We start from the raw sequence: 25,771 nt of genomic DNA, 5'->3' as shown, positions 1-25,771 counted from the left end.
AGAATATGTTAAATAGAGTAAACCGGGTAGCTCTTATTGGAACAGGCTTTGTTGGTTCAAGTTATGCTTTTGCCCTTTTAAACCAGGGGATAACAGAAGAATTGGTTCTGATTGATTTAAATAAGGAAAAGGCCGAGGGGGATGCAATGGATTTGAATCACGGACTTCCTTTTGCCCCCTCAAGAACGAAGATTTGGTACGGAGATTATTCCGACTGTAAAGATGCTGACCTTGTAGTAATTACAGCTGGGGCCAACCAAAAACCGGGAGAGACAAGACTTGACCTGGTTGAGAAAAATGCGCGAATTTTTAAAGGGATTGTAGATGAAATAATGGCAAGCGGGTTTGATGGCATTTTCCTTGTTGCTACCAATCCAGTTGATATTTTGACCTATGCAGTGTGGAAATACTCCGGATTGCCAAAGGAGCGTGTTATAGGCTCTGGAACGATTCTTGATACAGCCCGATTTCGTTTTCTTCTTGGCCAGTATTTTGATGTTGATACTAGAAATGTCCATGCCTACATTATCGGAGAACATGGTGATACTGAGCTGCCAGTATGGAGCAATGCTTATATTGCTGGAACAGCTATATCAGAATGGACAAAAAATAAACAAGATTTTAAACAGGAAAATCTTGATAATATTTTTACAAATGTAAGAGATGCTGCCTATCATATCATCGAAAGAAAAGGAGCTACCTATTATGGAATTGCTATGGGCCTTGTAAGGCTTACGAGAGCGATTCTCAGAGATGAGAACTCGGTGCTGACCGTCTCAGCTTATCTAAACGGTGAATATGGGGAAAAGGATATTTATGTGGGTGTTCCTGCAGTTGTAAATCGTAATGGGATAAGAGAAGTAGTAGAACTTGAATTAACGGAAGATGAGATACAAAAATTCAGCCATTCTGTAAGTGTGCTCAAGAAGACAATGGAACCGGTATTCAATAGGTAGATTTTTTAGGGCTTACTTTGGCAGCATATTTCTCCAGCTTTTTCCTATGGATAAAAACAGAGTAAATATACAAACTATGACTGGGAGGGATATAAATGCCACGTATGCTCAAATCGATACTTATGATCGGAACAGTCGGATATTTTGGCTACCGCTACCGCTACCGGTTGATGAATGTGCTTCTTGGAACCGGATGGATTCGGAGGATGGCTGTGGGGTCTGTTATGAATATTCCGGGCATAAGAAATAAGATGATGCAATCAATGTTTGGAGGAGGACCATCTGAGTGGTGAAAACCGCAGATGGTCTTTTCTTTTGGCTGATCTGATTTTATCTCCATAAATTCTGAAGGCACAGCGGACAGGACAAGCAAGGCTTCGTCCGCTATAACATCACACGGAGGGAAAGCCACCTGCGTTTTCGAGGATGTGCCCTTTTGAGCGTGATAACTGCTACTACGGCTCTGCTCTCACCTAAAGGCCTTGGCAATCGCCTAGTTTTCTTGATTTGTAATAATGTATTCATATAATAATGGTTTATAATGAAGTTTAAGAGGAAAAAATGAATTAATATTGTTATGAGCACTATACAAAAAAGCTCACTGGCTAACAGGGAGAAGGTAGGGGAAACTTTGAGCTATCAAGAAGAGTTTGTTTTCTGGAGACTGGCCTATTCTTTTATTCATGACCATGGATATAGAGTGATCCAGCTTTTTCAAAATCAGAAGGAATTATGGCTTGAAAAACTGAATCAAAAAGGTGCGCCCATAATTCGACTGCTATGCCAGGATCTCAATTGGGGCAGCACGATGCAAAGGGATATTGAATTAGTCGCGGCAAATGGGGAAAGGATACGCAAGCAAGTATCTAAAGGAAATATTCATATTGTCAATATATATTCGAGCACTTATCCACCAGTAGACGATTATGAATTTCGAATAAATAAACCATTCATTTTTCCGGAGAGTAGCCGGACCTCTGTCAGCACGGTTATCATGGCACGCCAGGAATATGAGGGGGCTTTTGATAAACTTTCTGATTTAATGGGAGCCAAAGTCTCATTTCCCATCCAGGGAGAATATGTTCCGGAAGAGATTGAGAAAGTTAAGAATGCAGCTCTTCAATTATCTGTTAAAAGAGTTGAGCAGGAAAGAGCCATTTACAATCAGGCGAAACCATTCCTTACATATTTGCTGATGGCTATCCAGATCGCTGTTTTTATTTTTTTAGAATTTCATGGCGGCAGTAAAAGTACTTCCACTCTAATAAAATATGGTGCAAAATATAATCCCTTAATTCTTCAGGGAGAATGGTGGCGGTTTATTACTCCTATTTTCCTCCATATAGGGATTCTTCACCTGGCCATGAATACATTAGCTTTATATTATCTTGGCACGGAAGTGGAAAGGCTTTTCGGAAGAGCACGCTTTTTATTTATTTATCTAATTGCAGGATTTACTGCTTCTATAGCAAGCTTTTTATTCAGCCCACAAGTTTCTGCTGGTGCGAGTGGAGCTATTTTCGGCTGTTTCGGTGCACTACTCTATTTGACAGTCATTTATCCCAAGCAGTTTTTTAGGACCATTGGTATGAATGTTATCGTTCTTTTGGTTATAAATTTGGTATTTGGTTTTACGGCTCCTGGGATTGATAACGCTGGCCATCTAGGAGGGCTGGCAGGAGGATTTTTGACAACCGGGATTGTACATTTTCCAAAAAGAAAAAAGCCGCTGCTGCAATTATTATTTCTGGCTGCAACAGCAGCTGTAATTTGGTTTTCCCTATCCTATGGTTTTAGCGGAAAGGCAGCAGCACGTGATGAGAACTCTGTTTTTATGCTCGCACAGGATTATGTGAAAAAAGGAGATTACCAAAAAGCATATAAGGAACTTTATAAGCTTGAGAAAGAATCGCATCATCCTTCTGCCAAGGTTTACTTCCTTTTATCCTATACTGAGATAAAACAAGGGATGCTTGCAGAAGCTAATCAACATTTAGAAAAAACTGTCCGCCTGGATCCGGGCTTCCATGAAGCCTATTACAATCTTGCTCTCATTTCCCTCGATGAAATGGACTGGAATAGAGCACTTGATTATGCGAAAAAGGCTGCCAAACTAAAACCTAGTAATAAGGATTATACCAGCCTGGTCAAACAGATTAACGATCACCTTCAATCAACTGGCGGAGGTATATAGGTTCTCCGTCAGCATCTACAAATAAAACAAGCAAATGAGAATGGTCTTCTGCAATCATAATAATCGGAATGGTACTGCCAACTGGGTCGGCAGTGGCACCATTCCGTTTTTTTATTCCCAGAAAATAATTTTTATAGATTCCTTCCCACAAATTTCCGAGTATTCTGCTGGTGGATGCCTGAGAAAAGCCAGGTATACTTTCGTTCCTTCCAAAAACAAATTTGGTAAGAGGGTAACTGTCATAGCGGTCAGAAGGGATTGAAAACCTCCTTACACCCTTTGCGAAAGCATGGGCGAGTACATTTTTCTCATTGGCGTCAAGCTGTGTTTTCCATTTCTGTTCTTCCTGTGTTTTAGTTTTTGAAAAAAAATGTGTCAGCTGTTTAGAAGACTCGAAAAAATAAAGAATATCCGAGGTCATTGTTTGAGCACTGAAAATTCGCCCGCCTTTTGGATGGAGTTCAGAATAATGAAATGTAACACTATCAAGTATGCCATTTTGCTTTATAGGCACCGTTTTTTTCTGAAAAAGCTTTTGTGTATCGGTTCGCCACTCTCCCATTTTGTTAATCAATCTCCCATTTGAAAAAAGCAGTGAGACATCCTGGCGCAGGTATGCCTTTCTGTTCAGGACTGAACTGGTATTCCACTCAACATCATATTTTGGCGTCTCTATTAGAGTAGTATCCGCTGATAGATAATGGGCATTGGGGTCTATGGGAAAATAGGTGATTGTTTCCTGAACAGGTTCTTTATTTTGAGAAAAAAATTGCTTTGATGCTGATACTATTAGGGCTATACCAAGAATAATGAGGAGTAGCTTCTTCATTGGGCAACCATCCTTTTTTAACTTTCTATCTTATTTAAATATATGGGACAAGTTTGGAAGTAATGTATAAAAATAGCGTCATAGAATGTTAAGGGGCTTGCCCATAATTCCCTTGAGAGCGAAGAATGTTTCGATTATACTTATTTTGTTGTAAACTATATGTTCTCTATATCATGAACGAAGGGACATCTCATGAGATCAATTTATGAAATCCAGCAATTTTTAAAAACGTATGGAACCATTATTTATATTGGAGACAGGGTCGCGGACCTCGAATTAATGGAAGCCGAAATAACTGAGCTGTACAATTCACAGCTGATCGAACAAAAGGACTTCGATAGTGCCCTATTATTATTGAGACGGGAAATACAAAAAGAAATAGATAAGAAAAAATAAAAAGAAGCAGGTGCTAAGAGATGGCAGAGAAATGGATTGTAGGAGTAGATTTAGGTGGAACAACAACTAAACTTGCTTTTATTAATTTATACGGTGAGATTATCCATAAATGGGAAATTCCCACTGATAATTCCGACGTGGGGAAAAATATTACAATCAATATAGCCAAAGCCATTGACCATAAGCTTGAGGAGCTCGGACAGGAAAAGACGAAGCTAGCAGGTATTGGAATGGGTGTGCCTGGTCCTGTTAACTACGCAACTGGGATCGTTTATAATGCAGTCAATTTAGGATGGGAAGATAATTATCCAATAAAAGACCTTCTTGAGGTGGAAACTTCGCTTCCTTCTGTAATCGATAATGATGCCAATTGTGCAGCACTAGGTGAAATGTGGAAGGGTGCCGGAAACGGTGCCAAGGATTTGGTATGTGTAACGCTTGGTACAGGTGTAGGCGGCGGGGTTATTGCAAACGGAAATATTGTTCAGGGCACAACGGGTGCCGGGGGAGAAATCGGACATATTACCTCTATTCCTGAAGGCGGGGCACCTTGTAACTGCGGAAAAACAGGATGTCTTGAGACCGTTGCCTCTGCAACAGGAATTGTAAGACTTGCTGTAGAAGAGCTAAGCAAAGGAAGCTCTAGCGGTACATTACAGGAGCTCTACTCTCAAACAGGACAATTTACCGCTAAGGATGTGTTTGATGCAGCACGTAATGGCGATGAAACTGCTGGCAGGGTAATTGATAAGGTAGCGTTCCATCTTGGACTTGCTCTTGCTAATATTGGAAACACGTTAAATCCTGAAAAAATTGTAATTGGCGGTGGAGTTTCAAAAGCAGGAGATGTCCTTCTTGATAAAATAAGAGTCAAATTTGAACAATTTGCTTTTTCAAGAGTAAAGGCGTCCACTGAACTTGCACTAGCCACTTTGGGTAATGATGCAGGTGTAATAGGGGCTGCATGGCTTATCAAAAATAATCCGGCCTTTATTCAATAATAATAATCACAGCGAAGCTCCTTTCGCTAAACTTTTGGACAAAAAATATTGGAACAGGTTTTGATATAATCGTTTTGCGCGTGAATTGCATTTGAATTCACGCTTTATTTTCGTTTAGAATTATAGATTTTTACCTTGTACTCTAGCTCCTGCGCCCAGCCAGTTTTCCGCGAGAATATGCTTCTTTGAATATCTTGTTCGGATCATGACCGATAGGTGATGATTCGAACAGCTCGGGGTCATAAGCCAAATCACTTCAGAAATCAGGACAAGGAAAGCTTCGGAAGCATAATCATAGCACGAAGAAAAGCGCAGCTTTTCGAGGATGTGGCGAATTTAGCCTATCATCATCTGATCAGTGCGCTTGCGCCTTTTGTTCTTGGAGGAATGTTTTTCTTGGGAATTATGAAAGACAAAATCTCACTTTGGACGTGAGATTTTGTCCTTGGAAAGCTAAATGAAAAAGACAAATTTTCGAGTTTTGTTCCTCGTTTTCATTTTTAATTGGGACACTCATCTTTCCACTTTTGTATCATATGTATTTTATGACAGAGAGGTGGGAGAGAGTGAAGATACAAGCACATAAACACGATACGTTTTGGCAATTAAGCCAATTATTTAAAGTGCCTGAAAGGCTGTTAGCTGATTCCAATCCAGGTATCGAACCTGAAAATATCAAGGGTGGTGAAACCATTCATATTCCGGGATATGATCGGATTCAATTGAAAATAAAGGAAGGGGATTCTTTCTGGAGGATTTCCGCCTTAACAGGTGTACCAGTTGGGCTGCTGTCCCTTTTGAATGGAAAGGGGGAGAAGGAAGGATTAAGGAAGGGCGAAACGATTATAGTCCCACACAGGGTTTCTGTTCCACAAGTTCCTTTGACAAAGGCATATGATTCCCAAAATCTTTACAGGGATTTGGAACGTTTGCAATCTATCTATCCTTTTCTTTCAGTCAGGACAATAGGAAAGAGTGTACTTGGCAAGCCTATTCAGGAATTAAGGATTGGGAAGGGCAGGAGAAAGGTTCATATAAATGCCTCCTTTCATGCAAATGAATGGATTACCTCGCTGGTGTTAATGAATTTGATTGAAACGTATTTGCTTTCTCTGACAAACAGTTTTCAAATGAGAGGGATCGATCCGTTTTCATTTTACAATACGATTGAATTATCAGTGGTACCAATGGTTAACCCGGATGGGGTAGATTTAGTAGTTAAAGGACCTCCTATGGAATTGGCTGATGAGCTGCTAAAAATGAATGAAGGCAGTACTGAGTTTGTTCACTGGAAGGCTAATATCAGAGGCATAGATTTAAATAATCAATTCCCTGCAAAATGGGAAATTGAGAAGGAAAGAAAGCTGCCGAAAGCTCCCGCGCCTAGAGATTATCCAGGTGAAGCTCCTTTGACTGAGCCTGAGGCAATGGTGCTTGCTCAACTGGCTAAGGAAAATGATTTTGATAGTGTAATTGCGTTCCATACACAGGGAAAGGAATTCTACTGGGGATATGAGGGATATGAGCCTGAGTATTCCGAAATAATAGCCAAAGAGCTTGAAAAAGCCAGTGGTTATAAGGCAATAAGGAATGTAGACAGCCATGCGGGATATAAAGACTGGTTTATTCAGGAATTTCGCCGTCCAGGCTTTACAATTGAACTAGGCAAGGGAATTAATCCACTGCCACTTTCTCAAATTAATCATATTATCCAGGATGTAAGCGGCCTATTTATAGCACTTTTAAATAATCATTCAATAAATGACTACACCTGAAAAATAAGGGTAAATAAAAATAGTGCCAAAAATAGCATGTCATTCTTGAAAGGGGAAAGCTGTTCTTGCGGCTTTTCCTATCTGTTTAAACAGAAGAAACAGAGTTAAAATTAATTAAGGTAATTACGATCATTTTTTTTATCACCACAAAAAGTTGAAACATTCTAAAGCTCTCAATCGTCTTATTCTATAATCATAAAAGTGTAAAGGAGTGGACCAATTGTTAGGAATTAACTGCTGCAGGGCAGTAGTTTTTTGTATAGTTCCTTTTTTCCTGTTGGCTGGCTGCACTGGAACAGACGAAGGTACTATTAATACTGTTATGGAAAAAAACAAGGTCCATTCTGAAAAACGTGCCGAACAACCCTCTGCCAGGCAGTGGAAGCTCCCAATAAAGGCTCCGGAAGGGGAGATTTTTAAAATAAGCGGCTGGGCTGCGAATGACAGTTTTATCTATATTGCCAATACTGCATCAGGGTCAAACGTGTATGAGTACTATTTACCCACAGGAAAAAGCAGTCTTTTGTACAAAAGTGAGTTTCCCGTTGCTGCCGTTCAAGTCAGCCCGGATAAAAATTATTTTTTGATTCAATCCTCACCTTCCTCCTTTGAGGGCAAATTAGCCATTATCGACAAAACTGGCCACGAGATTTGGAGTAAATCCATACCTTCTTTCGAACTTCAATTTGAATGGAATCCTTATAATACTTCAGAAATTATCATTTCAGCATTTAAGGAGGACTGGAGCTTTAACACATATCTTTTAAATTTTGAGAAGCAGGAATTCCAGGAAGTATCCTTACCACAGCCCTTTGTTAAATGGAATCATCGGAATAGTTTAGTATTTTTAAATTGGTATAATAATAGTCAGCAATTATTTGCTCCCCTAATATCACAACAGTTAGGTTCAATGGAAGCTGCCACTTTATTTCCGAAGGTATTCCATTTTTCCGCTTTTAAAGACAGGCTGCTGACCATTTCCCTAAAGGATAACGATACAATGAATGCCGTTTACTCTTTTTATGATAGCAATTTAACCGAAATACTTACTTTTTCAATGCCCCAACTCGCAAAATTCTCAGGCTGGCTTGTCCCCTTTTATGATTATAATGAGAAAACGAATCAGTTTATAACGTTAAAACCTTTAAAAAGTGGTGAAGCTGACACGTATAACGAAGGTTTTCAACTAGTTTCCTATCAATTGGAAAAGCCAGACACAAATGGAAAGGTAATTATTGATAGGCTTGAAAATGCCCCTATTAATTGCAGTCCCGGAGGAAATTACTGTTTATATGGAAATAGATTTGAAAAAGTAATTGATTTAACTTCTAAAAAAATATACAGTATCATATCAGAATAACGGGAAGCCGTTATTCTTTTTTAGCTAATCAGAATTTATATCCATAAATTCTGAACGCATAAGAAAAACTAGGGCATCCGCCAAAAAGGACTTGGCGAATGCCCTAGTTTTTCTAATCGTTTGTAAAAGAGAAAAAGAAAAGGACTAAAATTCCTTTGTTTTTTGGGTTATGATAAAATTTTCGGGTAAAATAAAATTTCAAAAGGTGGAGTTTATAATGGCAATCGTTGATGTAACGGTCATTCCAATTGGGACAGAATCCCCAAGTGTCAGCAAATATGTTGCAGAAATCCAGAAGGTTTTGAAAAAGTATGAAAACGAAGGGAAAATCCGATACCAGCTGACACCAATGAACACAATTATTGAAGGAGAGCTTCCTGTTCTTTTTGAAGTCATTCAGGCGATGCACGAGGTTCCATTTCAGCATGGGCTTCAGCGGGTAGCAACTAATCTTCGTATAGACGACAGGCGAGATGTAAAACGGAAAATGGAAGATAAAGTAGAGAGAGTTAACAGTCTGCTAAGGGAATAGTAAAAAAATAGAGACTGCCAATGCAGTCTCTACTTTTGCTTTTTATTAGTGTGCTTCTGTTGGGAATCCGTGGTGCAGTAAAGTCATAATGACAAAAAAGCCAAAAACAAGGAATGCTCCTCCGCCAAAAATAATTCCCAACACGTTTTTATTTTTCAGTGCAGAAAGTGCGGCGTAACCAGCCAGTAGACAAACTAATGCAAAAATGACGACAAGTCCCATTATAAAGCCCCCTTTATCAGTTAATCTGCAGGAAAAAACCCTGGTCGTTATCAGGTAACCCTATGTATCAATAGCGTTTACATTCGCTTCTTATTTTATATTTTTTTATATCATTTGTCGAGAATTAAAAAGTTGATTTCTGTTTTATAGGCTTTAGCAGTCCTGATCATCAGCTCTTGGTTATGAGATTCTGTGAAGTATACAACCTTATCGGGACCAATGCTTGTAAAAACAAGATGTTCCTCCATTTGGTATTCTGCCATTTTTCTATCTGTTTCCAATCCAGCCTTAAATGAAAAAGCTGCTAAGTTCTCCGTAAAAAGAAAAATATCTCCATTTTTCATTGTCCACTCAAAATCATGAAAAAGCGGTCCCTTTTTTCCAGGCGACACTATTGTTAAGGGATGTATTTCCTCAAATATGCCCCCAATAACGAGAAGTTCCTTTGCAAAAGAAGCATCTTCTAATGAATGATAAAGGAAGAAGTTCCTCTGTGCCCCTATAATATTTGTTTCCTCATACAGCAGATTTTTAAACTCATTATTTTCATTAATTTCATCTGAGGCTTCAACAGCAAATATGGTATACATAAACGGCCAGCGCGCTCCTTTATTATAGAAGTAAGAATAGTGTAAAATAAAACTAAGTTTCTATCAAACGGAGGTACAAGAATGAAGTGGTATAGAATGCCCTTGGGGGCCATACAGACTAATTGCTATATTTTAACGGAGAACGACGGGTCATGCCTGATTGTGGATCCGGGAGATGAAGCAAAGAAAATAATAGAGTGGGTGAACAGTAGAAAATTAAAGCCTGCAGCTATTCTGTTAACACATGCTCACTTTGACCATATTGGTGCGGTTGACAAAGTGAGAGAGACATATAATATTCCTGTCTATCTGCATGAGAAAGAGAAGAAATGGCTGGGTGACCCTTCATTGAATGGTTCGCAATTTTTTCCGTTAGGAGAGCTTATCCATGTAAAAGATGCTGACATTCTTATTCAAAAAGAAGAAGAAATGCTCCTGGGAAGTTTTAAATTTTCAATTCTGGAAACGCCTGGCCATTCACCTGGAAGTATTTCATTTTATTTTGAGAAGGAAGGATTTGTTTTTTCAGGTGATGCACTTTTTCAGAGAAGTATTGGTCGAACTGACCTTCCGGGAGGAAATGAAACTCAGCTATTAAAAAGCATCCATGATAAACTTTTAAGTTTGCCGGAGGATACTTGGGTACTGTCTGGCCATGGCCCCGAAACCACCATTGGGGAAGAAATGGATGGTAATCCTTATTTGAACGGTTTTTAATTTTTTTCAAAAACCCCTTCTTCAAATAGAAGGGGTTTTTGCAGGATTAATATGTTACCGAATGCATACTCCAAAGGAGCTATTATGATTCCAAAATTAAAAGATATGATTGAAAAATCACCTGCAGGAATGATTACTTATGCAGATTACATACAGTTTTCACTTTATGACCCTGAGTATGGTTATTACATGAAAGAAAAAGTAAAGATTGGGAAGAAAGGGGACTTCTACACTTCAAGCAATGTATCCAGCATTTATGGAAAAACAGTTGCCCGCTGGTTTTCGCTGTTAGCTGAAAAAGGTGTAGCAGCACCAGCTGTTTGTGAAATAGGAGGTGGGAATGGGAGGTTTGCGAGGGCCTTCTTAGAAGAATGGGAAGAGGCTTCTAATGGACCAATTACCTATTATATTGTTGAAACTAGCCCGTTTCACAGAAAGCTTCAAAATGAATTGCTAAGTCCTGAATTTGAGATTATACAATTGGAAAGTGTGAAGGAATTAAATAATTTTGAGGGTCTAATCTTTTCGAATGAGCTTTTTGATGCTTTACCGGTCCATTTGATAGAAAAGGAAAAGGGGGAGCTTTTCGAAATAATGATTGCGGTATCTGGAGATCAGTTAACGGAACGAAAAGTCCCTCTTACTAATCCAGAAATACTTGCATTTTTGCAGGAAAGTGGATTAAAGCTTTCAAACAGCCAAAGGATTGAGATACCGCTTCAGATGGAAAAACTGATAGAAGAAATAGCCGAGAGACTAAAAAAAGGGGTTGCAGTAACGGTCGACTATGGCTATACAAAAGAAGACTGGGGTCATCCTTCAAGAAGGAAGGGCAGTTTGAGAGGGTATTATAAGCATCAGATGGAGAACAATGTCTTAAACCATACAGGAGAGATGGATATTACCTCTCATATTCATTTCGATTGGCTGATTAACAGGGGAGAAAAATATAGCCTTCAGTTTGTTGAAAAATTCAGGCAGGATGAATTCCTTTTAAAGTCGGGGATTTTGAAGGATCTGGAAGAAAATTATGATCCTAATCCCTTTTCAGAAACAAGCAAAAGGAATAGGGCCATACGAAGCCTGATCATGCCTTCCGGAATAAGTGAAAGCTTTCATATTGTTATCCAGCAAAAGGGACAGGATTATCTATTAGACGATTACTTTAGTAATAATGAAAAAACGCCGGAATAATTTCCGGCGTTTTTTTGAGGACTTTTATTGTCCTCCTCCAAGTGGAGTACCTAGTGGCATCATAAAAGTCGTCCAATAAGTGAAACCTGCAAAGAAGACTGTTAAATATGCCCCAAAAACATACATATACATACGTTCGGAAAGCTTTAGATAGCTTAGCAAAATGAAGAAACCGGTTTGTGCCAGGAATAGCATAGCTGTTTTATTCATGTCTCCAAGATAAAACATTACTGTAAAGATCCCGGTCCAGAACCCTAGTACTCTGAACATGCGCTCCATATGTATCCCTCCTTTTACCCTGCAATACCATCAATACAATATTATAAAGTAAAAGTATTGGAAATGTAAACAATGGTTTCCTTTTAGGTTGTCACCATTGCCTGGTAGGAGCATGTCTCGCAGCAGCCAGAGATCATATTTTCTTTTTCAACTAATTCCACTGAGTCAAATAAAGCTTCAAACATACCTTTCAGGAATTCATGATGCATATTGCAAACGATTTCTGTATGCGCCTGAGCAACTTCTCTGAATGGGCAATTGAAGATTTGAAAATAGATTTTTGTTTCATCACCATTTACTTCAAATTCCGGATAAAACCCGGCTAAAGTAGCTGCACTTTTTAGGATGTTAATCTTCTGTTCAAAATCTAGATCTGTTCCCGACTGCGATTTTTTGGCAAGCTCCATTTCAATAATTTCAGCACCAAAACGCTTTCCGGTTATATAGAGAGCTTTTTTTCCTTCCTCACCCAGAGAAATCATAGTCTGAATTGCTACTTTGGCAAGTAGCATATAATCCCTGAATGGGAAATGAAGCTGAATCACATCATCGGAAAGCCGGTACAATCTGCTTGGTCTGCCGCCTTTTCCTGTTTTCTTTGTTTCTGAGGCCAGCATGTTGACATCTTCAAGTTTGGATAAATGGAGCCTTGCTACGTTTGGATGAATATTAAAATTATCTGCTACTTCCTGAACAGTTACTTCCTGATGTCGTTTAGTGATGTATTGATAGATGTAGTATCTAGTTGGATCTGATAAAACATTTGTGATTTTTAAGGTTTGTTCCATCTCGTTTCACCTCGGACCCCCGTAATTTATTTCATTATAATACAGGGCTTTTAGCATGGGAATGTGGTTAACAATATTAACACCATATGTTTAGAAATTGTTCACAAATAAGCAATTGAACAAGACTTCAAACTATACAAACATTAAACAAATGTTATACAATATAATTGTCAAATAATTCTTTTTTAAATAATTTTTGGCTGGGAGGGATTTATTTGCAACAAAGTTTAACATTTTTCACATATCCGAGCTGCACATCCTGCCGAAAAACGAAGAAGTGGCTGGCAGCTCATTCAGTTTCCTATCAGGAAAGGCATTTGTTTAGAGAGACACCCACATTCGATGAACTAGTAAAGATTTTAGCCCTGACAACCGAAGGAATCGATGAAATTCTCGCGACCAGAAGCCAGAAATTTAAAGATATGAATATTGATCTTAACGAAATTTCTCTGTCACAGATGGTAAATATACTAATTGAAGACCCTGTCCTTCTTAGAAGGCCCATCCTAACTGATGGGAAAAAACTGATAGTAGGTCATAATCCAGACGCACTTAACAGTCTTATTTAAAATTAAATAGTATTTATGGAAAGGATATAAAATGGTTCCTTTCCTTTTTTTAGACACCTCACCAGACATTTAATGAATTTATACCGTTTGACTTTGTACATGCTCAGTGAAATACTTATATCATACAATGTTACAAATATTTCAATTAGAAAGGTCGCCGGTATTATGCAAGTAAAGGACTTTATGATTAAGGATGTTATTAGTGTCGGACCGGATGCCAGTATTAAGGATATTATAAAAGTATTTGTGGAGAAAAAAATAGGCGGACTGCCTATCTGCAGTGAAGATGGCAAATTGCTTGGAATGGTAACAGATGGCGATATTTTAAGAGCGGTAAAGCCGATTGATGACCATGTTATTGACTTCTTTATGTATATGACCCATATTGCAGGCCAGGATGTATTAACCCGTCTTAAAGACATGGCAAGTGTGAAATGTTTGAAAATAGCTACAACTAAAGGGATTGTCACCGTATCACCGGAAGACAATATGAACAAAGTTGTTTCCCTTCTTTCCAAACACCATTTTAAGAAGTTACCAGTTATTGACCGTCATAATAATGTATTAGGAGTAATCAGCAGGGGAGATGTTGTCCGTCTTATCCAGGCTAAAATTTTAGAAGAACTAGGTTCATAATTTCAAATCCCCTTTGCTTATTTTGAGAAAGGGGATTTTTGAGTCGTTTAGGAAACTTTAGATTTTTACTTTGGATAACTCCAAACTAGCCAAGTTTTTCTATAGTTGGGACTAGCCATTTAACAAATATGGACATTTTATGACAAATGCGTATTTTCGCAAGAAGAGGGAAGGAGGAAGAGGGAAATTGTCGAATACCTTACTGACAAAAAAGAAAGGTGGTGTTTCCCATTGTAAGTGCAACTGAAATGCTCGCAGACAGAATTGTGGCAGATGCTTTCCGAAATCAGGCCACAGACATCCACATTATCCCCCGCAAAAAAGATACTCTCGTACAGTTTAGATTAACAAGCAAACTTATTCCCAGGCTTTGTCTTCCCCGAGAAGATTGCGACAGACTAATTTCCCATTTTAAGTTTTCGGCCAATATGGATATCGGAGAGAAGCGGCGCCCTCAAAGCGGAGCATTAATATGTGAACTGGATGGCAAAAGGCTCGGACTTCGTTTATCCACTCTTCCTTCAAATCAAACTGAAAGCCTTGTGATTCGCCTTTTGCCGCAAAATGAACAGATACCCTTCCATCAGCTTTCCTTGTTCCCTTCTATTACAAGAAAATTACTTGCCCTCCTGAAACATGCCCATGGTCTAATCATATTCACGGGACCAACTGGTTCGGGCAAAACGACTACTTTATATTCCCTTTTAAATGAAACCGCTCATATGTTTCAGCGCAGTGTGATTACCCTGGAAGATCCAATCGAAAAAAGCTATGATTCTGTTCTCCAGGTACAGGTTAATGAAAAGGCAGGTGTTACCTATGCTGCAGGTCTTAAAGCCATTCTCAGGCACGATCCGGATATTATTATGGTTGGGGAAATCCGTGACTCTGAGACTGCCAAAATTGCTGTCAGAGCAGCGCTTACAGGCCATCTGGTTCTTTCAACCATGCATACGAGGGATTCGAGGGGAGCTGTTTATCGTCTTCACGAATTTGGGGTAAACAGTCTGGAGGTCGAACAAACTTTGATTGCTGTCACAGCGCAGCGCCTTGTTGAATTAACGTGTCCGTATTGCGGAAAGGACTGCTCGCCCTATTGTTATACTTATGGGCGATGGAAAAGAGCCAGTGTATTTGAACTGTTAACTGGACGCAATTTAAATGGGGTAATGAGAGAGGTTAGGGGGGAATCCGCTCTAATTAACTATCCCACTATAAAAGATACAATCAGGAAAGGGATTGCGCTGGGATACATTAAAGAAACAGAATACGAGCGGCTGGTATATGAAGATGAGAAGACGTAAGTGGCCGGTTTCTGAACAAGCATTGTTTTTAAAGAAAATGGCAGAGCTCCTTACAAGGGGTTATCCGCTGACAGAAGCAGTGGAATCATTAGCATTTCAGCTTCCCGCCTACCGAAAAGAGGAATTAAATCTTTGTCTTGATATGCTGAAGAAAGGGCATCCCTTTCATTATGTGCTTGAGAATCTCCATTTTAACAGGGAATTGACAGGCTATGTATTCTTTGCTGAGCAGCACGGGAGCTTTGCTCCTTCTCTGCTTGAGGGCAGCGAGATTGCCATCAAGCGTGAAAAAGACAGGGAAAAACTTATTAAGATTCTCCAGTATCCTATATTGCTGATTATAATTACAGGATTTTTATTTGCCTTTGTGGAGAAAACATTATTACCTAAATTCACAGCATTATTTAAAACTATGAATCTTGAAAATAATATGTTTTCATCTATTGTTTATTCTTTTTCACAATATACCCCTATTTGCCTTGCAGTACTACTTCTTATCGCAGGTATCTCCTTGATATATTACTTCCTCATTTTTCGAAAGCAGCCAGCTTTATCTAGGAATAAAAGTTTAGTACGAATACCGTTTGCGGGGAAATTTATTCAGCTATGGAATACACAGTATTTTGCGGTCCAGTTAAGCTTTTTGTTAAGCGGGGGACTTTCTATAACAGAAGCACTCCGTCTTTTTGAAAATAATAGTTCTCACCCCTTTTTTTCAGAGCTGGGGAAAGTAATGAAACAAAAGCTTTTAACTGGAGAAGCGCTTGAGGACATACTCAGCGAGTTTCCTTTCTTTGATAAAGAGTTTTCTAGAATCATTAGGCATGGCCAAAATAACGGAAAGCTAGAACAGGAATTATTTTTATATAGCAGATACTGCATTAGCCGATTGGAAGAGAAGATTGACAAATATTCAAAAATTGCTATGCCCGCTATTTACTTATTCATAGGTTTTATGGTGGTTTCAATGTACTTATCCATCTTGCTGCCCATGTTTCATTTGATGGACGGATTTTAAAAAGGAGATATGTTAAATGAAAAGACAAGCAGGTTTCACTTTAATAGAAATGATGATAGTTATGCTGATAATTTCGGTCCTGTTAATAATCACAATCCCCAATATTACACAGCACAACGCAAATATAAATAAAAAAGGATGTGAAGCCTTTGTCGATATGGTCCAGGCACAGGTTCAGGCATTTGAAATGGATAAAGACCATTTTCCTGCAGACATAAATGAATTAATTACAGAAGGCTACCTAAAAACGGGTACAAAAGGATGTCCGGATGGAAAAACAAAAGTGGTGATAGGAACTGACGGCAGTGTCACGGCCCAATAACAAAGATACTTTTTGCATGGAAGGTGGATTTACCCTTCTAGAGATGCTCATTGTCATGACAGTAATGATGGTTTTGGCTTCTGTTACAGCGGTTAATATTGGGCCGATCAAGCAAAACATTGAAGCCGAAGAGATTATCCTTAAACTGGAGACAGATTTGCTGTATGCACAGCAATATGCCATTTCTCACCAGCATGAAGTATATGTGAATATTATGGCCGAAAAAAATTATTACTACATCCATGAACGTGATTCATATCCACTACTGGCAGAGCGGACGTATCCAGAGGATATTATTATTACGGGCGCTCCTTCACTTCTTTATTTCAAATATACACCGGATGGAAACATCAGTAAGTTTGGCAGCTTTTATATAACCGTTGGAAAAGAAAGATACCGTTTTACAATTTCAATAGGAAAGGGCCGTTTTTATGTTTCGAAAGAGTGAGGGCTTCTTTATGGCGGACCTTCTACTATCACTTACTGCACTGTTCCTAATTGGATTAATATTAACACCTGAACTAATCTTTATCAGGGAACAAACAGAGAAAATGCTAAAGGAAAAAGAAACCTGGCGGATTATTTACCAGGAATTAGAAATGGCAGCAGAAGGATTGCCTCCCGAGGATCATGTTGTGAATATAGGTAAGAAAAATTTTTATGTTACGTGGAGGAACAATCCTGAAATAGGAAAACAGGAGGTGTGTGTATATGGGCAAAATACGAAGGAACAATTGTGCGACGTACTTGAATGAAAGAGGATTTACGCTAATTGAAGCCCTGACAGCCTTATCCTTTTTTCTCTTACTCCTTTTTTTTCTGTCACCAGTTTTTCGTATTGTTCTTAATAAGCAGGATATCTCTAATCAAATACAGCAAATGGAATGGACTGTGTTTTGCAGTCAGGTCCAAAAAGAAATTATGGCCTGCACCAAGGGGGAGGTTATAGGGAGTAAACTAATGCTGACCAAGGATACCGATAGCATCCTATACGAAAAATACGGTACATCGTTAAGAAGGCGCGTTAATCTAACCGGTCATGAAATCCTTCTTCAAAATGTTCAGGAAGTATCGTTTGTCAGACTCAAAAATGGAATAATGCTGACAGTTACAGACTTAAAGGGAAAAGTCTTTAGTGCAACCTTTCCTTCCGTAATAAATTGGGACAGCTGACATGAAAAGTAATGAGAAAGGATTTACCTATCCACTGACATTATGTCTCTTGATTATCTTCCTTTTGTTTGTTACATCCCGCATTGAACTGCTAGTAAGAGAAAGGCAAATTAGTAATGAAATGAAAATGTTCCTCAAGAAAGAATATTACCTTTTAGCTGCGGTTAAAAAGTCGGAAAAAGCTCTTCAATCCGGTGAAAGTTTTCTGAACTCAGGAATCTATCAATATCAAAACGGAAAAGTGAGCTGGATGCAGGAGACACAAACAGGGGGAGGTTTTAAAATCACCTTTAATCTTTGGATGGATAGCGGGGAAACATCAGTAGGGGTTGCCACCTATGATTCTGTGTCAAAGAAAATGATAAAATGGGTCGAAAAGTAGTGATATACCTATATAAGGTTAAAAGTGATTGAATAAGGACATACTTTTTGATAAAAAAAGGAAGGTGTGTCCATGAAAACAAATGATTATGTAAAATACATGACCCAAACCTTTGTAAAATATATGGACCAGCCAAAAAGCGAACGGAAGAAGTTAAAGCTTGAACGAAAAGAAGCAAGGGCGGCTTTTTGGTACCGGTGGTTTGGTATCGTTCCCTACGTACTCTATACAGAAGTTAAGAAAAGAAAGAAGCAGTAAAGAAAACTGCTTCTTTCTTTTTGTATTTTTTAATGAATAAGAAAATATAAAGTTTTACCTTTTAAAATTGTCTAGCTCCTGCGCCACAGCTTTTTCAAAGAAGCTTATATTCAGCTCGTCGCAAAGCTGCATGTTGTCTATTCAGAGAAGCCGTTACATGAAGTTTACTCAGGTAGTTGCTTCGCTAAACGGGCGCTTGAGCTTTTCTTATATAGCCTGCTCGGACAAATAAAAGAGTCCGCCGTTAATAATGGAAATATTAATCCTTGGTTCATATTGCTCCTTAAGAGCTAGCTTTTCTGTCTCGTAGCTATCGTTCTGCTCCTCTTCATCCTCATAAAAATGATTCAGCAAACTTAAATCCTTGTCCCATCTTTCCCTCGCTTCATCAGCCCAAGAGTGGTCTTCCGCCTCAATCTCGCTTTTAAGGTAGTTCTCAATTCTTAAGAGTCCGCTCGCTGGTTTAATTAATGAGGACATCGTAAACGAATAGTCCGGTATTTTAGGAGTGAGAGGAACTTGTAAAAGGCGATCATGAAAATCCTTCACCATTTTTCCATTTATTAAATGAAGCCCGATTGAAACAAATAGATCTCTTTTCCGGTCACACTCATAGGAAATCTTTAAATTCAATCCCAGCCATGGGTAAAGAGGTGTTTGTTTGTTATTTAACTTATTCTCATAAAGACGAATATAGCCCGCAAGCCGTTTAGAGGATTCGAAAATCTGATGCAGTCTTGGGGAGCCAAAATGAACTGTCTCTCCTTTTAAATCCTCAGGGGCAAGCTGGTTATTAGTAATAAAAGTGAGGCTCATGGGTTTTGGTATACCGCCAACCTTTTCAAGGTAATGCCAATAAAAAGGACGATTCATCAGCTCCTTGTCCAATTCCACCGTAAGCTGCACGGTCATGTATCCAGGCGTATTTTCTACTAGCTCGCAATCATTAGCCTCAAAATAACGCCTCAGAAAATTATGGATTTCCTGCTGCTGCATGGCTGTCTTCCTCCTTAACGCCTTTTGCAAACTCAATCATGGATGCCAGATTATCCATTTTGATTCTCATTTCTCCCTCCGAAATGGATTGTCCGAAAATCTCAATTAGATGATCTTCAATATTTCCAAACTCAAGTTTTGTAAGAATATCATCCAATTCCCCAACTACTTTTTCAAATAATTGGATCTTTTCATACAAGAGCTTTAAGACATGCTCCTCAACCGTATTCTTTATTGCGAAATTGTAAATCATGACGTCCTTTTCCTGGCCAAGGCGGTGAATCCTTCCGATTCGTTGTTCAAGTCTCATTGGATTCCAGGGAAGATCAAAATTAATAATATGGTTGCAAAACTGAAGGTTAATTCCCTCTCCTCCCGCCTCAGTGGCAATAAGAACCTGGGCATGCTTTTGGAAAAGTTCACGCATCCAGTCCTTTTTCCCGCGTTTAAATCCGCCCCTGAATGGAACCGATGAAATCCCGTGCTGCTTTAAATACCATTGTAAATAAAGCTGTGTGGCACGGTATTCTGTAAAGATAATGACTTTATCATTAATTTTTTTTATCAATTCAAGAGCTTTTTCAGCTTTGGAATTTTTTTTGACTGCTTCCACTTTTGAAATTAAAGAAAGAATCTGATCCTGATAAGCCTGTGACGGATTTTCTTTTCTTTGCAGCATATTCCTTAAAGTATAATATACTGCTTCCCGGCTGCTGCAGGCTTCCCGTTGAAGTGTCATCATAGAAAAGGCGCTGGTTTGAACCCAATTATCTTCATCGCGTAAGTTGTTAATTGCCTCATAAAGCACTTTTTCGGTTGGTGAAAATTCAATTGGAATCGTTTCAACATGCCGCTTTGTCCATTCTATCCCGGTATCAGCCCTGCGGTTCCGAATCATAACTTTGTTTACTAATTCTTTTAAATGTTCATCGTCCTGTACAGAGCGACCAGCTTTTTTATATTTCTCGTAAAAATCACTCTCACTGCCAAGGTGGCCTGGTTTTAATAAAGAAACAAGGTTGAATATTTCTTCAATCCTATTTTGAATAGGAGTTGCAGTTAAAAGCAGGCAAAATTTCTTCTTAAGGTTTTGAACAAATTCATAGTTTTTCGTTTTATTATTTTTAAGTTTGTGTGCTTCATCAATAATGATTAAGTCATAGTTTTGTGCATAAATGATATCTCTGTGTGGGTTCCGTTTTGCTGTATCAATGGAAGAAACAATGACATCGCATTGGTCCCAGACATAACTTTTACGCTGCGTAACAGCCGGAATAAAAAACTTGCTGTTTAGCTCCGAAGCCCATTGAGTAACAAGGGAAGCAGGAACAAGTATTAATACCTTTTTAACCAGTCCTCTAATCATATATTCTTTTAATATAAGTCCTGCCTCAATTGTTTTACCTAATCCAACTTCATCAGCAAGAATGGCTTTCCCATGCATATTTTCAATGACCTGTTTTGCTGTTTCAAGCTGATGTGGAAGCGGTGTAAGCTCAGAGAGATGGCTGGGTGCCTGCAGTCCCTCAAATTCAGGAATAACTAAATGCTTTTCTACTTCAATTGCCAGCTTGAAAAGCTCCCAATTTCCCCAGGGACCATCGTTCTCCATTCGATGCATCAATTCATCCTTCCAGGAGGAATCAAAGTTAATTTGGACAGGCATATGTTCAACTCCTATTTATAAAAAATTAATGTATTCCCAAAAGTGCGGTTTAATGGTAGGATGTAAGTAGTTTTTAAAGTTTTAAGTATTCAAAAAAATGGACTTTAAATGCCTATTCAACTTTTAGTATGACCCATTTGGAAAATATTATAAATGCGGATGATGATAAGGGGAGAGACTACATTAAGTAGCGCCGAAGGAGCAAGCATTCCGTGAATCTCTCAGGCAAAAGTACTCTTGTTGGACGCAGCTCTGGAGAGAGTTTCTTTTAAAAAGAAACCACCAAAGGGGAAAGCCGTACCAAGGTAAACTTTCAGGTGCAAGGACAGAGACCTTCTTTTAATTTAAGGGGAGGGCTCTGTCCTTTTTTACTGCCCGGTTTTTTAAATTCGGACAGAGCATCTTCTTTCTGCCCTTTATTTTTGGCAGAGAGCAGGCCTATATATGCATTTTTCAAACAGCAGTCATTAAGAGATGTGAAAGGGGACAAACAATGACAGAATTAAAGCGAACTCCATTATTTGACACCTACAAGGAGTATGGAGCAAAAACCATTGATTTTGGTGGCTGGGAATTGCCAGTTCAGTTCTCAAGCATAAAGGAAGAGCATGAAGCTGTTCGCACCAGGGCTGGTTTGTTTGATGTTTCACATATGGGAGAAATTGATGTTAAAGGGACAGGCAGCTTACCATATCTGCAAAAAATGATGACAAATGATATATCCAAATTATCTGACGGCGGTGCCCAGTATACAGCTATGTGCTATGACAATGGCGGCACAGTGGATGATTTGCTTGTTTATAAATTAAAGGATAATCATTATCTTCTTGTAGTAAATGCTTCGAATATTGAAAAGGACTATGCATGGCTTGATGAACATACTGAGGGAGATGTGCAGCTAGAGAATCTTTCAGATAAAACAGCACAGCTAGCGCTTCAGGGCCCACTTGCTCAGAAGGTTCTCCAAAGGCTTACATCAGAAACTGACCTTGCAAGTATTGGTTTTTTTAAATTTAAACAGGAAGTCGACTTAAACGGCAAAAAAGCCCTAGTTTCAAGAACAGGATATACCGGTGAAGACGGCTTTGAAATATATTGTGACTCCAATGATGCTGTAGCACTTTGGAAGGCAATTCTTGAAGCTGGACAAGAAGAGGGAGTCGTTCCATGCGGCCTGGGTTCACGCGATACACTCCGCTTTGAAGCAAACCTGGCTTTATACGGGCAGGAGCTTTCGCCTGAAATTTCACCTTTGGAAGCAGGAATCGGCTTCGCCGTCAAGCTAAATAAAGAGACGGATTTTATTGGTAAAGAGGCTCTTAAGCAGCAAAAGGAAAGTGGGCTGCCAAGAAAGCTAGTCGGTATTGAAATGATTGACAGAGGAATTCCCCGCCATGGATATCCTGTTTTTAAAGGTGATGAACTGATTGGAGAAGTAACAACCGGTACACAATCTCCAACTTTAAAGAAAAATATCGGATTGGCCCTGCTCCAATCTGATGAAGCATCATTGGAAAATGAGGTAGAGATTGAAATCAGAAGCAAACGCCTTAAAGCTCGAATCGTGCCCATTCCTTTTTATAAAAGAGAAAAGAAATAACAGAGGGGAGATAAGATAATGAAACATCGCTACTTACCGATGACAGAAGAAGATAAAAATTTAATGCTGAAAACAATCGGTGTAACCTCTATTGATGAACTTTTCAGCGATATTCCCGAAAGTGTAAGGTTCAGAGGAGAATACAATATTAAACCAGCAAAATCTGAAACAGCTTTAATGAGAGAACTGACCCAGCTTGCTGGCAGGAATGCTGATTTGAGAAGCAATGTATCTTTCCTTGGAGCTGGGGTTTATGACCACTATATTCCGGTGATTGTAGATCATGTTATTTCCCGTTCCGAATTCTATACAGCCTATACTCCTTACCAGCCTGAGATTTCCCAGGGTGAGCTGCAGGCAATCTTTGAATTTCAAACAATGATTTGTGAACTTACTGGAATGGAAACAGCCAATTCCTCTATGTATGACGGCGGTACTGCTCTTGCCGAGGCAGCAATGCTTAGCGCAGCCCATACAAAGCGACAAAAAGTTCTAATTTCTGGTGCCGTCCATCCGGAGGCAAGGGAAGTTGTGAAAGCCTATGCCAAAGGACAGAGAATCGACATTGTTGAGATACCTGTTAAAGATGGTGTTACGGATCTGGATGCTTTAAAAAAACTTTCCGGGGACGGCGTGGCAGCCGTTATTGTACAGTATCCTAACTTTTTTGGCCGGATTGAGCCATTAAAAGAGGTAGAAGAAATCGTACATGCCAATAAATCATTATTTGTTGTTTCCAGCAATCCTTTATCTCTTGGAGTACTTACTCCTCCTGGCAAGTTCGGTGCGGATATTGTAGTAGGAGACGCACAGCCATTCGGCATTCCGACTCAATTTGGAGGCCCACACTGCGGATATTTCGCTGTTACCAATAAATTAATGCGCAAAGTCCCAGGACGGCTAGTCGGTCAAACAACGGATGACCAGGGGCGCCGCGGATTTGTTTTAACTCTCCAGGCACGTGAACAGCATATCCGCCGCGATAAAGCGACATCCAATATCTGTTCAAACCAGGCTCTAAATGCTCTTGCCGCTTCTGTGGCAATGACTGCTCTTGGTAAAAAGGGAGTACGGAGCATGGCTGCATCAAATGTCCAAAAAGCCCACTACGCTAAAACAGTTTTTAAAGAACAAGGCATTGAATTAGCCTATGAAGGCCCTGCCTTTAATGAATTTGTAGTTAAATTAAACAAACCAGTTAAAGAAGTGAACCAGGAGCTTTTGAAAAAAGGAATCATTGGCGGATATGATCTTGGACGCGACTATCCGGATTTGGCCAATCACATGCTGATTGCTGTTACTGAAGTCAGAACAAAAGAAGAGATTGATACTCTAGTCAAAGAATTGGGGGATATTCATGCATAATCAAGACCAGCCGCTTATTTTTGAACAAGGCAGACCTGGCAGGGTTGGCTTCAGCCTACCGGATCTTGATGTTCCGGAAATGGATCTGTCCCAATTATTGCCGGAAGGCTATATTCGTGAGGAAGAGCCTGAACTTCCTGAAGTTTCTGAGCTTGATATCATGCGCCATTATACAGCTCTTTCAAAAAGGAACCATGGCCTTGATTCAGGATTCTATCCTCTTGGCTCTTGTACAATGAAATATAATCCAAAAATTAATGAAAATGTAGCCCGCTTTAACGGGTTTGCACATATTCACCCTCTTCAGGATGAAAGTTCTGTTCAGGGGGCAATGGAACTGCTGTATGACCTTCAGCAGCATTTAATAGAAATTACAGGGATGGATGAGGTAACATTGCAGCCGGCTGCTGGTGCACACGGAGAGTGGACTGGGCTAATGCTTATCCGTGCCTACCATGAAGCAAACGGTGATTTTAACAGAACAAAAGTAATCGTTCCGGATTCCGCTCATGGAACAAACCCTGCTTCTGCTTCAGTTGCAGGACTTGATACTGTTACTGTTAAATCCAATGAACATGGACTGGTAGACCTGGAAGACCTGAAAAGAGTCGTTGGAGAAGATACAGCTGCACTGATGCTGACTAATCCAAATACCCTTGGCTTATTTGAAGAAAATATTCTAGAAATGGCTGAAATCGTTCATGGAGCTGGAGGAAAGCTTTATTATGATGGAGCCAATTTAAATGCCGTTCTGTCAAAAGCCCGCCCTGGAGATATGGGATTTGATGTTGTCCATTTAAATCTTCACAAAACCTTTACAGGCCCGCATGGCGGTGGTGGACCGGGTTCAGGCCCTGTAGGTGTTAAAGCTGACTTGATTCCGTTCCTGCCAAAACCAGTGATTACAAAACGTGGAGAAGAATATGTGTTTGATTACGATCGTCCGCAATCTATTGGACGCGTTAAACCGTATTATGGCAATTTTGGAATCAATGTCCGTGCCTATACTTATATCCGCTCCATGGGACCTGACGGGCTCAAGGCTGTTACTGAATATGCGGTATTAAACGCAAACTATATGATGAGACGCCTTGCTCCATACTACGACCTGCCGTTTGACAGGCATTGTAAGCATGAATTCGTACTAAGCGGCAGACGACAGAAAAAGTTGGGGGTTCGTACACTGGATATTGCCAAGCGACTGCTTGACTTCGGCTATCACCCGCCAACCATTTACTTCCCGCTTAACGTGGAAGAGTGTATTATGATCGAACCAACTGAAACTGAATCAAAAGAAACACTGGATTCATTTGTTGATACTATGATTCAAATTGCTAAGGAAGCTGAAGAAAATCCCGAAATCGTTCAGGAAGCGCCTCACACAACAGTTGTTGGCCGACTGGATGAAACTACCGCAGCACGTAAGCCAATTCTAAGATATCAAAAGAATTGATATTAAAATCCCTGAGCCTTAAATGGCCAGGGATTTTTTGATGGAAATAGAACACCAGCTGGATTAAGGAAAATGGTTCTTATAAGAGTCAATGTGACCCAATATGGATGTAAAAGGGGAAAAGGGGTAACTAAAGGCAAATATAGTGACCCCAAATTGGTGAAAAAGAGGAAAAGGGGTAACTAAAGGCAAATAT

General features: G+C 39.4%; 30 protein-coding genes and 2 riboswitches. Of the genes, 23 read left to right on the top strand and 7 right to left on the bottom strand.

The annotated features are described in order from the left end of the window. The first annotated feature begins 5 nt into the window (after positions 1-5). From G8761_RS06760 to G8761_RS06750, 3 genes are all read left to right on the top strand, one after another. Positions 6-956, top strand: coding sequence for an L-lactate dehydrogenase (locus G8761_RS06760; protein WP_166024952.1), 951 nt, complete (start codon positions 6-8; stop codon positions 954-956). A 95-nt stretch (positions 957-1,051) separates the two neighbouring features. Further along, the gene (locus G8761_RS06755; protein ID WP_166024950.1) at positions 1,052-1,249 is read left to right on the top strand and encodes a hypothetical protein; all 198 of its coding nucleotides are present in this window, start codon (positions 1,052-1,054) and stop codon (positions 1,247-1,249) included. Positions 1,250-1,587: 338 nt separating this feature from the next. Next, positions 1,588-3,150, top strand: a complete 1,563-nt coding sequence (locus G8761_RS06750) for a rhomboid family protein (RefSeq protein WP_166024948.1) — start codon at positions 1,588-1,590, stop codon at positions 3,148-3,150. On the opposite strand, the gene G8761_RS06745 is transcribed toward G8761_RS06750, so the two are convergent. After that, on the bottom strand, positions 3,113-3,979 hold the full coding sequence (locus G8761_RS06745; RefSeq protein ID WP_166024946.1) for a hypothetical protein: 867 nt from the start codon (positions 3,977-3,979) through the stop codon (positions 3,113-3,115). The genes G8761_RS06750 and G8761_RS06745 overlap by 38 nt on opposite strands. Before the next feature lie 192 nt (positions 3,980-4,171). On the opposite strand from G8761_RS06745, the gene G8761_RS06740 reads away from it, so the two are divergent. From G8761_RS06740 to G8761_RS06720, 5 genes are all read left to right on the top strand, one after another. Further along, a complete protein-coding gene (locus G8761_RS06740) occupies positions 4,172-4,375 on the top strand; it encodes a YqgQ family protein (protein WP_166024944.1) in 204 nt (67 codons plus the stop codon). 20 nt (positions 4,376-4,395) lie between these two features. After that, complete coding sequence (locus G8761_RS06735) at positions 4,396-5,376, top strand: ROK family glucokinase (protein ID WP_166024942.1); 981 nt, start codon at positions 4,396-4,398, stop codon at positions 5,374-5,376. A gap of 566 nt (positions 5,377-5,942) precedes the next feature. Next, complete coding sequence (locus tag G8761_RS06730; protein ID WP_166024940.1) at positions 5,943-7,151, top strand: M14 family zinc carboxypeptidase; 1,209 nt, start codon at positions 5,943-5,945, stop codon at positions 7,149-7,151. Between the two features lie 220 nt (positions 7,152-7,371). Next, a complete protein-coding gene (locus G8761_RS06725) occupies positions 7,372-8,511 on the top strand; it encodes a YqgU-like beta propeller domain-containing protein (RefSeq protein ID WP_166024938.1) in 1,140 nt (379 codons plus the stop codon). A gap of 217 nt (positions 8,512-8,728) precedes the next feature. Further along, the gene (locus tag G8761_RS06720; RefSeq protein ID WP_166024936.1) at positions 8,729-9,043 is read left to right on the top strand and encodes an MTH1187 family thiamine-binding protein; all 315 of its coding nucleotides are present in this window, start codon (positions 8,729-8,731) and stop codon (positions 9,041-9,043) included. Positions 9,044-9,088: 45 nt separating this feature from the next. On the opposite strand, the gene G8761_RS06715 is transcribed toward G8761_RS06720, so the two are convergent. Together G8761_RS06715 and G8761_RS06710 are read right to left on the bottom strand one after the other, a co-directional pair. After that, a complete protein-coding gene (locus tag G8761_RS06715; protein WP_166024934.1) occupies positions 9,089-9,265 on the bottom strand; it encodes a DUF2759 domain-containing protein in 177 nt (58 codons plus the stop codon). Positions 9,266-9,375: 110 nt separating this feature from the next. After that, positions 9,376-9,855, bottom strand: coding sequence for a hypothetical protein (locus G8761_RS06710; protein WP_166024932.1), 480 nt, complete (start codon positions 9,853-9,855; stop codon positions 9,376-9,378). 81 nt (positions 9,856-9,936) lie between these two features. On the opposite strand from G8761_RS06710, the gene G8761_RS06705 reads away from it, so the two are divergent. After that, positions 9,937-10,572 (top strand): MBL fold metallo-hydrolase, encoded by a 636-nt coding sequence (locus G8761_RS06705; protein ID WP_166024930.1) that lies wholly within the window; start codon positions 9,937-9,939, stop codon positions 10,570-10,572. Positions 10,573-10,656: 84 nt separating this feature from the next. Beyond that, positions 10,657-11,766 carry a class I SAM-dependent methyltransferase gene (locus G8761_RS06700; RefSeq protein WP_166024929.1) on the top strand — a complete coding sequence of 370 codons (1,110 nt, stop codon included), beginning with the start codon at positions 10,657-10,659 and terminating at the stop codon, positions 11,764-11,766. Positions 11,767-11,790: 24 nt separating this feature from the next. Here the strand turns inward: G8761_RS06700 and G8761_RS06695 are convergent, their stop codons facing one another. Together G8761_RS06695 and G8761_RS06690 are read right to left on the bottom strand one after the other, a co-directional pair. Further along, positions 11,791-12,045, bottom strand: a complete 255-nt coding sequence (locus G8761_RS06695; protein ID WP_027320059.1) for a DUF2626 domain-containing protein — start codon at positions 12,043-12,045, stop codon at positions 11,791-11,793. 83 nt (positions 12,046-12,128) lie between these two features. Then, on the bottom strand, positions 12,129-12,833 hold the full coding sequence (locus G8761_RS06690) for a helix-turn-helix transcriptional regulator (protein ID WP_166024927.1): 705 nt from the start codon (positions 12,831-12,833) through the stop codon (positions 12,129-12,131). Positions 12,834-13,048: 215 nt separating this feature from the next. On the opposite strand from G8761_RS06690, the gene G8761_RS06685 reads away from it, so the two are divergent. From G8761_RS06685 to G8761_RS06640, 10 genes are all read left to right on the top strand, one after another. Further along, positions 13,049-13,402, top strand: coding sequence for a Spx/MgsR family RNA polymerase-binding regulatory protein (locus G8761_RS06685; RefSeq protein WP_166024925.1), 354 nt, complete (start codon positions 13,049-13,051; stop codon positions 13,400-13,402). A gap of 165 nt (positions 13,403-13,567) precedes the next feature. Further along, positions 13,568-14,038 (top strand): CBS domain-containing protein, encoded by a 471-nt coding sequence (locus G8761_RS06680; RefSeq protein ID WP_166024923.1) that lies wholly within the window; start codon positions 13,568-13,570, stop codon positions 14,036-14,038. Between the two features lie 248 nt (positions 14,039-14,286). After that, a complete protein-coding gene (gene comGA / locus G8761_RS06675) occupies positions 14,287-15,342 on the top strand; it encodes a competence type IV pilus ATPase ComGA (RefSeq protein ID WP_166024921.1) in 1,056 nt (351 codons plus the stop codon). Beyond that, a complete protein-coding gene (gene comGB, locus G8761_RS06670) occupies positions 15,323-16,360 on the top strand; it encodes a competence type IV pilus assembly protein ComGB (RefSeq protein ID WP_243449929.1) in 1,038 nt (345 codons plus the stop codon). Before comGA ends, comGB begins: the two co-directional genes overlap by 20 nt. A gap of 16 nt (positions 16,361-16,376) precedes the next feature. After that, entirely contained in the window at positions 16,377-16,682 is a 306-nt protein-coding gene (gene comGC / locus G8761_RS06665; RefSeq protein ID WP_166024917.1) for a competence type IV pilus major pilin ComGC, read from the top strand. After that, the gene (gene comGD / locus G8761_RS06660) at positions 16,666-17,130 is read left to right on the top strand and encodes a competence type IV pilus minor pilin ComGD (RefSeq protein WP_166024915.1); all 465 of its coding nucleotides are present in this window, start codon (positions 16,666-16,668) and stop codon (positions 17,128-17,130) included. Before comGC ends, comGD begins: the two co-directional genes overlap by 17 nt. A gap of 10 nt (positions 17,131-17,140) precedes the next feature. Then, positions 17,141-17,437 (top strand): hypothetical protein, encoded by a 297-nt coding sequence (locus G8761_RS06655; protein ID WP_166024913.1) that lies wholly within the window; start codon positions 17,141-17,143, stop codon positions 17,435-17,437. Then, on the top strand, positions 17,394-17,855 hold the full coding sequence (comGF, locus tag G8761_RS06650; protein WP_243449928.1) for a competence type IV pilus minor pilin ComGF: 462 nt from the start codon (positions 17,394-17,396) through the stop codon (positions 17,853-17,855). Before G8761_RS06655 ends, comGF begins: the two co-directional genes overlap by 44 nt. 1 nt (position 17,856) lies before the next feature. Then, positions 17,857-18,237 (top strand): competence type IV pilus minor pilin ComGG, encoded by a 381-nt coding sequence (comGG, locus tag G8761_RS06645; RefSeq protein WP_166024911.1) that lies wholly within the window; start codon positions 17,857-17,859, stop codon positions 18,235-18,237. 72 nt (positions 18,238-18,309) lie between these two features. Beyond that, a complete protein-coding gene (locus G8761_RS06640; RefSeq protein ID WP_166024909.1) occupies positions 18,310-18,495 on the top strand; it encodes a YqzE family protein in 186 nt (61 codons plus the stop codon). A 207-nt stretch (positions 18,496-18,702) separates the two neighbouring features. Here the strand turns inward: G8761_RS06640 and G8761_RS06635 are convergent, their stop codons facing one another. Continuing rightward, on the bottom strand, positions 18,703-19,491 hold the full coding sequence (locus G8761_RS06635; protein WP_166024907.1) for a YqhG family protein: 789 nt from the start codon (positions 19,489-19,491) through the stop codon (positions 18,703-18,705). Beyond that, positions 19,469-21,157, bottom strand: coding sequence for a DEAD/DEAH box helicase (locus tag G8761_RS06630; protein ID WP_166024905.1), 1,689 nt, complete (start codon positions 21,155-21,157; stop codon positions 19,469-19,471). Before G8761_RS06630 ends, G8761_RS06635 begins: the two co-directional genes overlap by 23 nt. A gap of 159 nt (positions 21,158-21,316) precedes the next feature. Continuing rightward, a riboswitch (glycine riboswitch) is annotated at positions 21,317-21,404 on the top strand. Positions 21,405-21,407: 3 nt separating this feature from the next. Continuing rightward, positions 21,408-21,488: riboswitch (glycine riboswitch) on the top strand. Between the two features lie 162 nt (positions 21,489-21,650). On the opposite strand from G8761_RS06630, the gene gcvT reads away from it, so the two are divergent. Genes gcvT through gcvPB form a run of 3 tightly spaced genes read left to right on the top strand, consistent with a single transcriptional unit; the run spans position 21,651 to position 25,575 of the window. Next, on the top strand, positions 21,651-22,757 hold the full coding sequence (gene gcvT / locus G8761_RS06625) for a glycine cleavage system aminomethyltransferase GcvT (RefSeq protein ID WP_166024903.1): 1,107 nt from the start codon (positions 21,651-21,653) through the stop codon (positions 22,755-22,757). 18 nt (positions 22,758-22,775) lie between these two features. Beyond that, positions 22,776-24,122, top strand: coding sequence for an aminomethyl-transferring glycine dehydrogenase subunit GcvPA (gene gcvPA, locus G8761_RS06620; RefSeq protein ID WP_166024901.1), 1,347 nt, complete (start codon positions 22,776-22,778; stop codon positions 24,120-24,122). Further along, positions 24,115-25,575, top strand: coding sequence for an aminomethyl-transferring glycine dehydrogenase subunit GcvPB (gene gcvPB / locus G8761_RS06615; RefSeq protein WP_166024899.1), 1,461 nt, complete (start codon positions 24,115-24,117; stop codon positions 25,573-25,575). The genes gcvPA and gcvPB overlap by 8 nt, the downstream gene beginning before the upstream one ends. Positions 25,576-25,771 lie beyond the last annotated feature (196 nt).

The organism is Neobacillus terrae (genome assembly GCF_011393025.1).
GTDB lineage: Bacteria > Bacillota > Bacilli > Bacillales > Cytobacillaceae > Neobacillus_A > Neobacillus_A terrae.
Note: the sequence above shows the minus strand (reverse complement) of the source record. Positions and strands in the feature narration are given on the sequence as shown.